General features: G+C 64.6%; 13 protein-coding genes. 5 read left to right on the forward strand and 8 right to left on the reverse strand.

Annotated elements, in window-relative coordinates; all coding sequences use genetic code 11:
• Positions 1–85: 85 nt before the first annotated feature.
• The 5 genes from ACZ9GA_RS28660 to def are packed head-to-tail and all read right to left on the reverse strand — an operon-like array spanning position 86 to position 4,612.
• Positions 86–379 carry a tetratricopeptide repeat protein gene (locus tag ACZ9GA_RS28660; protein WP_476227688.1) on the reverse strand — a complete coding sequence of 98 codons (294 nt, stop codon included), beginning with the start codon at positions 377–379 and terminating at the stop codon, positions 86–88.
• A gap of 33 nt (positions 380–412) precedes the next feature.
• On the reverse strand, positions 413–1,786 hold the full coding sequence (trkA, locus tag ACZ9GA_RS28665; RefSeq protein ID WP_457359008.1) for a Trk system potassium transporter TrkA: 1,374 nt from the start codon (positions 1,784–1,786) through the stop codon (positions 413–415).
• Positions 1,787–1,798: 12 nt separating this feature from the next.
• The gene (gene rsmB, locus ACZ9GA_RS28670; protein ID WP_457359006.1) at positions 1,799–3,112 is read right to left on the reverse strand and encodes a 16S rRNA (cytosine(967)-C(5))-methyltransferase RsmB; all 1,314 of its coding nucleotides are present in this window, start codon (positions 3,110–3,112) and stop codon (positions 1,799–1,801) included.
• Positions 3,109–4,047, reverse strand: a complete 939-nt coding sequence (gene fmt, locus ACZ9GA_RS28675; RefSeq protein WP_457359004.1) for a methionyl-tRNA formyltransferase — start codon at positions 4,045–4,047, stop codon at positions 3,109–3,111. Before fmt ends, rsmB begins: the two co-directional genes overlap by 4 nt.
• Before the next feature lie 58 nt (positions 4,048–4,105).
• Entirely contained in the window at positions 4,106–4,612 is a 507-nt protein-coding gene (gene def / locus ACZ9GA_RS28680; protein ID WP_457359003.1) for a peptide deformylase, read from the reverse strand.
• A gap of 146 nt (positions 4,613–4,758) precedes the next feature.
• On the opposite strand from def, the gene ACZ9GA_RS28685 reads away from it, so the two are divergent.
• From ACZ9GA_RS28685 to tsaC, 3 genes are all read left to right on the forward strand, one after another.
• A complete protein-coding gene (locus tag ACZ9GA_RS28685; protein WP_457359001.1) occupies positions 4,759–5,784 on the forward strand; it encodes a LysM peptidoglycan-binding domain-containing protein in 1,026 nt (341 codons plus the stop codon).
• Positions 5,785–5,874: 90 nt separating this feature from the next.
• Complete coding sequence (gene dprA, locus ACZ9GA_RS28690; RefSeq protein ID WP_457358999.1) at positions 5,875–6,969, forward strand: DNA-processing protein DprA; 1,095 nt, start codon at positions 5,875–5,877, stop codon at positions 6,967–6,969.
• 36 nt (positions 6,970–7,005) lie between these two features.
• Positions 7,006–7,560 (forward strand): L-threonylcarbamoyladenylate synthase type 1 TsaC, encoded by a 555-nt coding sequence (tsaC, locus tag ACZ9GA_RS28695; RefSeq protein WP_027980959.1) that lies wholly within the window; start codon positions 7,006–7,008, stop codon positions 7,558–7,560.
• Positions 7,561–7,670: 110 nt separating this feature from the next.
• Here tsaC and ACZ9GA_RS28700 read toward each other — a convergent pair whose 3' ends face one another.
• Complete coding sequence (locus tag ACZ9GA_RS28700; protein ID WP_457358997.1) at positions 7,671–8,645, reverse strand: NADPH:quinone reductase; 975 nt, start codon at positions 8,643–8,645, stop codon at positions 7,671–7,673.
• 166 nt (positions 8,646–8,811) lie between these two features.
• On the opposite strand from ACZ9GA_RS28700, the gene hemF reads away from it, so the two are divergent.
• Both hemF and aroE read left to right on the forward strand, forming a co-directional pair.
• Positions 8,812–9,726 (forward strand): oxygen-dependent coproporphyrinogen oxidase, encoded by a 915-nt coding sequence (hemF, locus tag ACZ9GA_RS28705; protein WP_455920932.1) that lies wholly within the window; start codon positions 8,812–8,814, stop codon positions 9,724–9,726.
• A gap of 53 nt (positions 9,727–9,779) precedes the next feature.
• The gene (aroE, locus tag ACZ9GA_RS28710; protein WP_457358995.1) at positions 9,780–10,604 is read left to right on the forward strand and encodes a shikimate dehydrogenase; all 825 of its coding nucleotides are present in this window, start codon (positions 9,780–9,782) and stop codon (positions 10,602–10,604) included.
• Here the strand turns inward: aroE and ACZ9GA_RS28715 are convergent.
• Entirely contained in the window at positions 10,601–12,169 is a 1,569-nt protein-coding gene (locus ACZ9GA_RS28715; protein ID WP_457358993.1) for a SulP family inorganic anion transporter, read from the reverse strand. The two genes, aroE and ACZ9GA_RS28715, sit on opposite strands and share 4 nt — an antisense overlap.
• Positions 12,170–12,289: 120 nt before the next feature.
• Positions 12,290–13,210, reverse strand: a complete 921-nt coding sequence (locus ACZ9GA_RS28720) for a choline ABC transporter substrate-binding protein (RefSeq protein WP_457358991.1) — start codon at positions 13,208–13,210, stop codon at positions 12,290–12,292.
• Positions 13,211–13,228: the final 18 nt, after the last annotated feature.

Raw genomic sequence — 13,228 nt, forward strand, 5'->3', positions numbered from 1 at the left:
AGACAGTTGCTGCTACAGGACGGCGGTGCGGCTGACCTTGTAGCAGCGGCCGCCAGGCCGCGTCACAGGCGCCGCGTTGTGTCGGTTAAGGCGCGGTGCGATCCAGCTTTTTCAGGAACACGCTCATTTCCTTCTCGGCCTGTTTGTCACCATGGGCCTGCGCGGCAGTGATCCCCTGCTGCCACGCCGCCCTGGCACCCGCCGCATCACCCTGCCCCTGCAACGCCTTGCCCAACAGCTTCCACGCCGCCGAATACTTGGGGTCCTGTTCCACGCAACGGGCCAGGTGCTGCGCCGCCTTGGCAGGCTCGCCCAGGTCCAGGTAACCCTTGCCCAGCCCAAAGCGCAGCAGTGCGTTATCCACACCCTTGGCCAGCATCTTCTCCAGTGATTCGAGCACGCGGTAATCCTTTTAGAAGAAACTCAACCCAACGTGGAACAGCTTCTCCACGTCACGAATGTACTTTTTATCCACAACGAACAGGATCACATGGTCGCCCGCCTCGATCACCGTGGTGCCGCGGGCAATGATCACTTCTTCGTCACGGATGATGGCGCCGATGGTGGTGCCGGACGGCAAGGCGATGTTCTCGATGGCGCGGCCCACCACCTTGCTGGATTTCGCATCACCATGGGCCACCGCCTCGATGGCCTCGGCCGCGCCACGGCGCAGCGAGTGCACGCTGACAATGTCGCCGCGGCGCACGTGGGCCAGCAGGGTGCCGATGGTGGCCAGCTGCGGGCTGATGGCGATATCGATCTCGCCGCCCTGCACCAGGTCCACGTAGGCGGGGTTGTTGATGATGGTCATCACCTTGCGCGCACCCAGGCGCTTGGCCAGCAGCGACGACATGATGTTGGCCTCGTCGTCGTTGGTCAGGGCCAGGAAGATATCGGCCTGGGCGATGTTCTCTTCCACCATCAGGTCGCGGTCCGAGGCGCTGCCTTGCAGGATGACCGTGCTATTGAGCGTGTCGGACAGGTGCCGGCAGCGCGCCGGGCTCATCTCGATGATCTTCACCTGGTAGCGGCTTTCGATGGCCTCGGCCAGACGCTCGCCGATCTGCCCGCCGCCGGCGATCACCACGCGCTTGTTGCTCTCGTCCACGCCACGCAACTCTCCCATCACCGCACGAATGTCCTCGCGGGCGGCGATGAAGAACACCTCGTCATCGGCCTCAACCACCGTGTCGCCACGCGGCAATATCGCCCGGTCGCGACGGAAGATCGCCGCCACCCGGGTTTCGACGTTGGGCATGTGTTCGCGGATCTGACGCAGTTGCTGGCCCACCAAAGGGCCGCCGTAGAAGGCTTTGACGGCGATCAGCTGCGCTTTGCCACCGGCGAAGTCTATCACCTGCAGCGCGCCGGGGATTTCGATCAGGCGCTTGATGTAGTGGGTCACCAGCTGTTCAGGGCTGATCAGCACGTCCACCGGGATGGCGTCGTTGTCGAACAGGGTGTCGCGGGTCAGGTAGGCCGCCGCCCGCACCCGGGCGATCTTGGTGGGCGTGTGGTACAGCGTGTGCGCCACCTGGCAGGCGATCATGTTGGTTTCGTCGCTGTTGGTCACCGCCACCAGCATGTCGGCGTCTTCGGCGCCGGCTTTTAGCAACACCGTGGGGAACGAGGCGTGGCCCTGCACGGTGCGGATGTCCAGGCGGTCGCCCAGGCTGCGCAGGCGGTCGCCGTCGGTGTCCACCACGGTGATGTCATTGGCCTCGCCGGCCAGGTGCTCGGCCAGGGTGCCGCCGACTTGGCCGGCACCCAGGATGATGATCTTCATCCGTTACTCCCGTCAGCTCGGGCGATGCGCCGCGATCTTGATCAGCTTGGCATAGTAGAAGCCATCGTGGCCGCCTTCCTGCGCCAGCAACTGGCGACCGTGGGGCTGCTTGATGCCGGCGGCGGTGGCCAGGTCCAGTTCGCGAGCGCCGGGGGTGCGGGCCAGGAAGGCTTCGATCACTTCGGTGTTCTCGGTGGGCAGCGTCGAGCAGGTGGCGTACAGCAGCACGCCGCCTACTTCCAGTGTGGGCCACAGGGCGTCCAGCAGTTCGCCTTGCAGCGTGGCCAGGGCCTGGATGTCGTCAGGCTGACGGGTCAGCTTGATGTCCGGGTGGCGGCGGATAACGCCGGTGGCCGAGCACGGCGCGTCCAGCAGGATGCGGTTAAAGGTCTGGCCGTCCCACCACTGGCCGGTTTCCCGGGCGTCGCAGGCAATCAGCTGGGCATCGAGCTTGAGGCGGTCGAGATTCTCGCGCACGCGCACCAGGCGCTTGGCTTCCAGGTCGATGGCTACCACGCCTTTGAGCGCAGGTTCGGCTTCCAGCAGGTGGCAGGTCTTGCCGCCGGGGGCGCAGCAGGCGTCCAGCACGCGCTGGCCGGGGGCCAGGTCCAGCAGGTCGGCGGCCAATTGCGCGGCCTCATCCTGCACGCTGATCCAGCCGTCGCCGAAGCCGGGTAGATCACGCACGTCGCAGGCTTGTTCCAGGACGATGCCGTCACGGCTGTACTGGCAAGCGCTGGCGTTCACCTCGGCCTGCTTGAGCAGGTCCAGGTAGGCATCGCGGCTGTTGTGGCGACGATTGACCCGCAGAATCATCGGCGGGTGAGCGTTGTTGGCGGCGCAGATGGCTTCCCACTGCTGCGGCCAGAAAGCTTTCAGCGACTTCTGCAGCCAGCGCGGGTGGGCGGTGCGTACCACCGGGTCGCGCTCCATCTCGGCCAGCAGGTCGTTGCCTTCACGCTGGGCACGGCGCAGCACGGCGTTGAGCAGCGCCTTGGCCCAGGGCTTCTTGAGCTTGTCGGCGCAGCCCACGGTTTCACCGATGGCGGCGTGGGCCGGCACGCGGGTGTAGAACAGCTGGTAGAGGCCGACCAGCATCAGCGCCTCGACGTCAGCATCGGCGGCTTTGAAAGGCTTTTGCAGCAGCTTTTCGGCCAGGGCCGACAGGCGCGGCTGCCAGCGGGCGGTGCCGAAGGCCAGGTCTTGGGTGAAGCCGCGGTCGCGGGCCTCGACCTTGTCCAGTTGCAGGGGCAGCGAGCTGTTCAGCGAGGCCTTGCCGCTGAGTACGGCGGCCAGGGCGCGGGCGGCGGCGAGACGCGGGTTCATTGGCCCAGCACCGCGCGGACGGCGAATTTCTCGCGGCGGCTGTTGAACAGGTCACTGAAGTTCAGCGGCTTGCCGCCCGGGAACTGCAGGCGGGTCAGGCACAGCGCCTGCTCGCCGCAGGCCACCACCAGGCCGTCCTTGCTGGCGCCCAGGATGGTGCCCGGCGCGCCCTGCCCTTCGCAGGTGGTGGCGGCCAGCACCTTCACGGCTTCGCCATTGAGCGTGCTGTGGCAGATCGGCCATGGGAAGAAGGCGCGTACCAGGCGCTCCAGCACCTCGGCCGGCTGGCTCCAGTCAATGCGTGCCTCGTCCTTGTTGAGTTTGTGGGCGTAGGTGGCCAGTTCGTCGTTTTGCACTTCGCCAGCCAGGGTACCTGCGGCCAGGCCGCCGATGGCTTCGATCACGGCCGGCGGGCCCATCTGCGCCAGGCGGTCGTGCAGGCTGCCGCCCGTGTCCTGGGCAGTGATCGCGGTGCTGACCTTGAGCAGCATCGGCCCGGTGTCCAGGCCCGCTTCCATGCGCATCACGGTCACGCCGCTTTCGGCATCGCCCGCCTGCACGGCGCGCTGGATCGGCGCGGCACCGCGCCAGCGTGGCAGCAGCGAGGCGTGGCTGTTGATGCAGCCCAGGCGCGGGATATCCAGCACCACCTGCGGCAGGATCAGGCCGTAGGCAACTACCACCATCAGGTCGGGCTTGAGCGCGGCCAGTTCAGCCTGGGCCTCTTCGTTGCGCAGGGTCGGCGGTTGCAGCACCGGGATGTTGTGTTCCAGGGCCAGTTGCTTGACCGGGCTGGGCATCAGTTTCTGGCCACGCCCGGCAGGACGATCCGGCTGGGTGTACACGGCGACCACTTCATACGGGCTGGCCAGCAGGGCCTTGAGGTGTTCGGCGGCAAATTCGGGCGTGCCCGCGAAGACGATGCGCATGCTCATGGATTACTCGCTGGAAAAGAAAAAGGCTTGCCGTGGCAAGCCTTTGGAATGTGAGGGATCAAGCTTGCTGGCGGTGGGCTTTTTCCAGCTTCTTCTTGATGCGGTCACGCTTGAGCGTAGACAGGTAATCAACGAAGAGCTTGCCGTTGAGGTGGTCGCATTCGTGCTGGATGCACACGGCCAGCAGGCCTTCGGCGATCAGCTCATAGGCCTTGCCATCACGGTCCAGGGCCTTGATCTTGACGCGCTGCGGGCGGTCGACGTTCTCGTAGAAGCCGGGTACCGACAGGCAGCCTTCCTGGTATTGGCCCATCTCTTCGGTCAGCGACTCGAACTCTGGGTTGATGAACACCATGGGCGCGCTACGATCTTCACTCAGGTCCATCACCACCACGCGCTTGTGCACGTTGACCTGGGTAGCGGCCAGGCCGATGCCAGGCGCTTCGTACATGGTTTCAAACATGTCATCGACCAACTGGCGAACTTCGTCGTCCACCACGGCCACAGGCTTGGCGATGGTGCGCAGACGCGAGTCTGGAAATTCGAGGATGTTTAAAATAGCCATATGCGTAATTGCTGCACTGTGAGGTAAAGTCAAAGGTAGCAGCCGCGCAAGGTTGGGGGCGGTCTGCCTGTCAAACGTTCTCCCAGGGAGAAGGGCCGTAAACGGCTGCGTTTCACGTGAACGTACATAATAAAGGGATTCACGGCATGAGGAAATCACTACTCGCCCTGCTGCTCATGGCGTGCGCCGGCCTGGCCAACGCCGATGTGCAGCTCAAGGACGGTTATCCACAGCGCTACACTGTGGTTCAGGGCGACACACTTTGGGACATTTCCGGCAAATTTTTGCGTGAACCCTGGCAGTGGCCACAGATTTGGCACGCCAACCCGCAAATCGCCAACCCTGATCTGATCTACCCGGGCGACTCGCTGGTGCTCAGCTACGTCAACGGCCAGCCGCAACTGATGCTGGAGCGTGGCGGTTCACGCGGCACTATCAAGCTGTCACCCCATGTGCGTAGCACGCCGGTGGCCGACGCCATCCCCAGCATTCCACTGCAGTCGATCAACGCTTTCCTGCTCAGCAACCGTATCCTGGACAGCACCGAAGCCTTCCAGCAGGCGCCGTACATTGTTGCAGGCCAGGGTGAGCGCGTGGTCAGCGGCATGGGCGACCGCATCTACGCCCGTGGCACCTTCGATCCGTCCCACGCCTCGTACGGCATCTTCCGTCAGGGCAAGGTCTACACCGACCCTGTCACCCACGAGCAACTGGGGGTGAACGCCGACAACATGGGCGGCGGCGAAATCGTGGCCACCGAAGGCGATATCGCCACCCTGAACCTGCAGCGTTCCAGCGAGGAAGTGCGCCTGGGCGATCGCCTGTTCGTCAGCGAAGAGCGGCCGGTGAACTCCACATTCCTGCCCAGCGCGCCCAGCCGTGCCATCAGCGGCACCATCCTGGATGTGCCACGGGGTGTTACACAAATCGGCAAGTACGACGTAGTTACCCTGGACCGTGGCAGCCGCGATGGTTTGCAGGAAGGCAACGTGTTGGCGATCTACAAGACCGGTGAGACGGTGCGTGACCGGGTGACTGGTGAGCAGGTGAAAATACCCGACGAACGGGCCGGCCTGTTGATGGTGTTCCGCACTTATCAAAAGCTCAGCTATGGTTTAGTGCTCAACGCCAATCGCTCCCTGGCAGTGATGGACAAGGTGAAAAATCCCTGACCATCCGGGAAAGTTGTTAAACAGTTACCAACAGAGTTATCCACAGCTTTTACCTGCCGCTGCACAGGGGCCTGAATCAAGGATGATCAGATGCCACTCTTTGCCAACGCTTCACTTCCCGTCGACGAACTGGAGGCGCGCCTGCGCCTTCATCGTCTGCCCGATACCGGCCCCAAGCGCTTCCATCAACTGCTCGAGACCTTCGGCACGGCCGCCGAGGCCTTGCGCGGGCCGTTGTCGGTGTGGCGCAAACTTAATCTTTCTGCGGTAGCCTGCGAGGCCCGCGACAGTGCCGACATCAAGGCCGGCGCACGGGCTGCGATGGCCTGGCTAGAGCATCCGGGCCAGCATTTGCTGATGTGGGACGACCCTGGCTACCCCGCCCTGCTGGCCGAAACCAGCGCCGCCCCACCCCTGCTGTTTGTCGCTGGCGACCCTGCCATTCTGGAGAAACCGCAGCTGGCGATCGTTGGCAGCCGCCGGGCTTCACGCCCGGGGCTGGACACTGCCGCTGCGTTTTCCCGCAGCCTGGCCAAGGCCGGTTTTGTCATCACCAGCGGCCTGGCAGCGGGTGTCGATGGCGCCGCTCACCAGGCCGCCCTGGACGTCGGCGGGCAGACAATCGGGGTGCTCGGCACGGGCATCCAAAAACTTTATCCACAGCGGCACAGGGCCCTCGCGGCGCAGATGGCGGCGTCGGGCAGCGCGGTGGTTTCCGAGTTTCCGCTGGACGCCGGGCCAGTGGCGGCCAACTTCCCGCGGCGCAACCGTATCATCAGCGGCCTGTCCCTGGGCGTGCTGGTGGTGGAGGCCAGCCTGGCCAGCGGTTCGCTGATCACTGCCCGCCTGGCCAACGAGCAGGGCCGCGAGGTGTATGCCATTCCGGGCTCCATTCATCACCCCGGGGCCAAAGGTTGTCACCAGTTGATTCGTGACGGGGCGCAGTTGGTGGAGACCGTGGAGCACATCCTGGAACCCTTGCGGGGCTGGCAACGGGTAGCGGCGACCTGTCCCGAGCCGGACCACCCGTTGCTGGCGCTGCTGCATGCCGCGCCGCAAAGCAGCGAGGCCTTGGTGCGCTCCAGTGCCTGGCCGTTGCCCAAGGTGTTGCAAGCCCTGACCGAGCTGGAGCTTGAAGGGCGCGTGGTCAACGAGGCCGGGCGTTGGTTTGCGCGGATTAGCTAAGTACACTGCTCAAAGCATTCAAGCGGAGTAGCAATGATGGTGAGCAGTTGGCGTGTGCAACAAGCCGCGCGTGATGTGAAGGCAGGCGCGGTGATTGCCTATCCAACCGAAGCGGTTTGGGGCCTGGGGTGCAACCCTTGGGACGAGGAGGCGGTGTACCGGTTGTTGGCGATCAAGGCGCGGCCTGTGGAAAAGGGCCTGATCCTGGTGGCTGACAACATCCGTCAGTTCGATTTCCTGTTCGAGGACTTCCCCGAGGCCTGGATCGACCGCATGGCCAGCACCTGGCCAGGCCCCAACACGTGGCTGGTGCCGCACCAGGGGTTGCTGCCCGAGTGGATTACCGGCAAGCACAACAGTGTGGCGATACGTGTCAGCGATCATCCGCTGGTGCGTGAGCTGTGCTCGCTGGTGGGGCCGATCGTGTCCACCTCCGCCAACCCAGCGGGCCGCCCGCCGGCCATGACGCGCCTGCGCATCGAGCAGTATTTCCGGGGTGAAGTGGATGTGGTGCTGACCGGCGCCCTGGGTGGGCGCAAGAGCCCCAGCGTGATTCGTGATCTGGTCACCGGCGAAGTCATCCGCCCGTAGAGACGTTTGCACCGTGTAGCCGCTGCCGAAGGCTGCGCTGGCCGGTGTGAATCCTGAAGATTTTCAGTGAGGCACGGGGCCAGCGCAGCCTGGCGGCAGCGGCTACGGTTTTATGGCAGCAGAATCGTCGAGCCCATGGTACGGCGTGCCGACAGCTCGGTCTGCGCCTTGGCTGCCTCGGCCAGCGGGTAACGCTGGCTGATCTCCACGTGCAGCTTGCCGCTGGTGATCATGCCGAACAGCTCGTCAGCCATGGCCTGCAAGGTGCCCGCCGTGGCATAGGTAGCCAAAGTCGGACGGGTCACATACAGCGAACCCTTCGACGCCAGGATGCCCAGGTTCACACCGCTGACCGCACCGGACGCATTGCCGAAGCTGACCACCAGCCCCCGCGGCTCCACGCAGTCCAGCGACGTTTCCCAGGTGTCCTTGCCCACGCCGTCATACACCACTTGGCATTTTTTGCCGTCGGTCAGTTCCAGCACGCGCTTGGTCACGTCCTCATGGCTGTAGTCGATGGTTTCCCACGCGCCCAGCTCCTTGGCCCGCGCTGCCTTCTCAGGCGAGCTGACAGTGCCGATCAGCTTGGCGCCAATCGCTTTTGCCCACTGGCACGCCAGGGAGCCCACGCCGCCCGCGGCCGCGTGGAACAGGATGGTTTCGTCCCGCTTGAGCTCGTAGGTCTGGCGGAACAGGTACTGCACGGTCAGGCCCTTGAGCATCACGGCGGCGGCCTGCTCGAAGCTGATGGCGTCGGGCAGCTTCACCAGCACCGCAGCCGGCAGGGTGTGCACTTCGCTGTAGGCGCCCAGCGGGCCACCGGCGTAGGCCACGCGATCGCCGACCTTGACCGAGGTTACTTCGCTGCCTATCGCCTCCACCACGCCTGCACCTTCGGTGCCCTGCCCCGACGGCAACGATGGCACCGGGTACAGGCCGCTGCGGTAATAGGTGTCGATGTAGTTCAGGCCGATGGCCTTGTTGCGCACCCGCACTTCCTGTGGGCCTGGCTCGGCCGGCTGGAAATCGACGAACTCGAGGACTTCCGGACCACCGTTAGCGCTGAACTGGATACGTTTGGCCATCTGCAATCTCCTTAACCGGGCAGGGAAAGCCCCTATCGGACGCTTTTGTCTGCGCGCCGTCAACCGCTCAAAGCGGGCCACCGGTGCTATGCTACGCGCCGAATTTGCTCTCGGGCGGCGGTAATCCCCAGCGCTGCCCGGCCTTTGCCCGTTACAAGGTGATGCCATGACTACCCGCACCGAAGCCGTAAAAGCCTACCTGCTCGACCTGCAAGAGCGGATTTGCCACGCCCTTGAAACCGAAGACGGCGGCGCCCGCTTCGTCGAGGACGCCTGGACCCGCGCAGCCGGTGGCGGCGGCCGTACCCGAGTGATCGAAAACGGCGCGGTGATCGAAAAAGGCGGGGTCAACTTCTCCCACGTCTTCGGCAGCGGCCTGCCGCCGTCGGCCAGCGCCCATCGTCCGGAACTGGCCGGCCGTGGCTTCGAAGCCCTGGGCGTGTCGCTGGTGATCCACCCGCACAACCCCCACGTACCGACCTCCCACGCCAACGTGCGCTTCTTCATCGCCGAGAAAGAAGGCGAGGAGCCGGTGTGGTGGTTCGGCGGCGGCTTCGACCTGACCCCCTACTACGGCAATGAAGACGACTGCATCCACTGGCACCGCGTGGCCGAGCGCGCCTGCGCGCCGTTTGGCGAGGATGTGTACCCGCGCTACAAGGCCTGGTGCGACCGCTACTTCCACATCAAGCACCGCAACGAACCACGCGGCGTGGGCGGCCTGTTCTTCGACGACCTGAACGAGTGGGACTTCGACACCAGCTTCGCCTTCATGCGCGCCATTGGCGATGCTTTCATCGAGGCCTACCTGCCCATCGTCCAGCGTCGCAAGGCTGCGGCCTACACCCCGCAACAGCGCGAATTCCAGGAATTCCGCCGTGGCCGCTACGTGGAGTTCAACCTGGTGTACGACCGTGGCACCCTGTTCGGCCTGCAGTCAGGCGGGCGTACCGAGTCGATCCTCATGTCGCTGCCACCCCAGGTGCGCTGGGGCTATGACTGGAAGGCCGTACCGGGCAGCGAAGAAGCGCTGCTGACCGAGTACTACCTGACCGACCGCGACTGGCTTGGCCAGGCCTGATGGCCGCTGTGGATAACCCTTTTATTGCCTGCCCTTGATTAGGAACCGCCTGAATGGATCGCTACGTCGTCTTCGGTAACCCGATTGGCCACAGCAAGTCGCCTGCCATCCACCGCCTGTTTGCCGAGCAGACTGGCCAGACCATGGAATACGGCGCGCGCCTGGCGCCGCTGGACGACTTCGCCGGCAACGCGCGCGAGTTCTTCCAGGACGGCCTGGGCGCCAACGTGACGTTGCCCTTCAAGGAAGACGCCTTCCGCCTGTGCAGCGTGCTGACCCCACGCGCCGAGCGTGCTGGCGCGGTGAACATGCTGACCCGTCTGCCCGACGGCACCCTGCGCGGTGACAACACCGACGGCGTGGGCCTGGTGCGCGACCTGATCAACAACGCCGGTGTCAGCCTGGCGGGCAAGCGCATCTTGCTGCTGGGTGCCGGTGGCGCCGTGCGTGGCGTGGTGGAATCGCTGCTGGAGCAGAAGCCGGTGTCGCTGGTCATCGCCAACCGCACCGTCGACAAGGCTGAACTGCTGGCGCAGATTTTCGCCGGCCTGGGCCCGGTGGCCGCCAGCGGTTTCGACTGGCTGGAAGAGCCTGTGGATATCATCATCAACGCCACCTCGGCCAGCCTGGCCGGCGACCTGCCGCCGATCAGCAGCAGCCTGATCCAGCCGGGCGTCACCGTGTGCTACGACATGATGTACGGCAAGGAGCCCACGCCGTTCTGCCGCTGGGCCGCCGAACATGGCGCCGCCCAGGCGCTGGACGGCTTTGGCATGCTGGTGGAACAAGCTGCCGAGGCGTTCACCTACTGGCGCGGCGTGACGCCGGACTCCAAGGCCGTCATGGCCACCCTGCGCCAGGAAATGGCTGCCGGTTAAGGCTCGAAGCGGATCGGGCAGTGCGCTGCCCCTTCCAGCTTGTGCAACTCCTCCACCACCTGCGCCCGTGCGTGGCGCAGGGTCAGGCTGCGGTCCTGGGCGCGCAGGCGGCGCGCTTCCTGATGCAGCATCTCCACCCCTGAATAATCGATGAAGTTGATCTGCTGGGCGTCGATCACTACGTGCTGGCCCTGGGCGCGTTGCAGCCGCACCTGCAGGTAATGGCTGGCGCCGAAGAAGATCGAACCGCCTACCCGCAGCACTTCCTCATCGCCATCGCGCCATTGCTGCACCCGTGGCTGCGAAGTGCGCTTGAGGTAGAAGAACAGCGAAGCCAGCACCCCGGCATAGATCGCCGTCTGCAACTCCAGCAGCAAGGTGGCCAGGCAGGTCAGGGTCATCACCACGAACTCCGGGCGGCTGACCCGGAACAACGCCCGAATGCCACGATGGTCGATCAAGCCCCAGCTGATCAGCAGGATGCTGCCGGCCATGGCCGGGATCGGGATCTGGGCGATCAGATGTGCTCCGGTCACGGCGAACAGCGCCACCCACATCGCCGAAAACATCCCGGCCAGCGGCGAACAGGCGCCTGCGTCGTAGCTCAGGCCCGAGCGGGTGAAAGAGCCCGCCGACAGCGAGCCGGAAAAGAATGCGCCGACGATATTGGACAGCCCCTGAGCGCGGACTTCCTGGTTAGCATCGAGCAACTGTTGCGAACGTGCAGAGATCGAGCGGGCAATCGACAGGCTGGTCACCAACCCCAGCATCCCCACCGCCACCGCGCTGGGCAGCAGTCTCAGCACCAGCGCAGGGTCGGTAGGCAACGGGCTAAACGGTGGCAACTGCCCCACGAACGCGCTGACTCGCTGCACATGGCCGAACATCGATGGCCACAACGCGGCCAGCAGGCTGCCGCTGACCAGTGCAATCAGCAACGTCGGCCAACGCGGCACCAGCGCCTTGAGCAGCACGCCCAGCACCAGGGTGAACAGGCCCAGCAGCAATGACGACCGGTCCAGCTCCGCAATATGCTGGACCAGATTGGTCAGGCTGGCCAAGGCGGTGGCCTGGCTGCTCAGTTGAATGCCCATCAGGCTCGGCAGCTGGCCGATGGCGATGACAATGGCGGCGCCCAGGGTGAAGCCCAGCACCACCGAATGGGAGACGAAGTTCACCAGCGCGCCGAAGCGCAGCATGCCCAGCAGCCACTGGAAGATGCCGGCCAGGAAGGTCAGCAACAGGATCAGGGTCACGTAGTCGCTGCTGGCGGGCACGGCCAGCGGGCTGACGCTGGCGTACAGCACGATGGAAATGGCCGCCGTGGGGCCACAGATCAGGTGCCAGGAGGAGCCCCACAGGCAGGCGATCAATACGGGGATGATGGCGGCGTACAAGCCGTACTCGGGCGGCAGGCCGGCGATCAGCGCGTAGGCGATGGATTGCGGCAAGGCCAGGATCGCGCCGCTGAGGCCCACCACCACATCGCGCCCCACGCTGGCGCGGGTCTGGCGTGGCAGCCAGGTGAGGAAGGGCAGCAGTTTTTGCAGTCGGGTACCGCGCATGGGGTCCTCATGTTCACATCAAACCTGTAGCCGCTGCCGCAGGCAGCGCTGGCCCTTCAGTACACTGGAGATTTTCAGTGGGGTTGAGGGCCAGCGCAGCCTTCGGCAGCGGCTACAGAGTTACAGTTTGGCTTTTACGGCAGGCAGGGAATCCTGGCCATCCACAGTCTTCACCCCCTCCAGCCACTTATCCAACACGGCAGGATTGGCCTTGATCCACTTCCTGGCAGCATCGGGGTAACTGGCCTTGGTCTTCACCACGTCGGCCATGATGCTGTTCTCCATGTCCAGGGTAAAGCTCAGGTTGCCCAGCAGCTTCGCCACATTCGGGCAGGCCTGTGCATAACCCTTGCGGGTCAGGGTGTAGACGCTGCCGCTGCTGCCGAAATAGGCCTCGCCGCCGGTGAGGTAGTGCATCTTGATCTCGACGTTCATCGGGTGTGGCGTCCAACCCAGGAACACCACGAAGCGCTTCTTATCCACAGCCCGACGCACTTCCGAGAGCATCGCCTGCTCGCTGGACTCCACCAGCTTCCACTTGCCCAGGTCGAACTCGTTTTTCTTGATGATCTCCTGAATCGACAGGTTGGCCGGCGCCCCCGAGCCAATGCCGTAGATCTTGCCGCCAAACTGCTCGGCATGTTTGTTCAGGTCGGCAAAGCTGTGCACACCGGCGTCCCACACATAGTCCGGCACCGCCAGCGTGAACTCGGTGCCTTCCAGGTTCTTGCTGTACTGGGTGACGTCGCCCGTGGCCACGAACTTGTCGTAGAAGCCCTGTTGCGCCGGCATCCAATTGCCGAGAAAGACATCCACCTTGCCGTCCTTCAGGCCGCCGTAGGTGATCGGCACGGCCAGGGTATCGACCTTGGCCTTGTAGCCCAGCCCATCGAGCAGCAGCCCGGTGATGGCATTGGTGGAAGCAATGTCGCTCCAGCCCGGGTCAGCCATCTTCACCGTGCTGCAGCTTTGCTCGTCGGCCAGCGCGTGCAGGCTGGTCACCGTCAGCAGCGCGAATACGACCTGTGTGGATAACTTCATCGGACTTCCCCTCGAACG

Source organism: Pseudomonas sp. TE3644 (assembly GCF_056278815.1).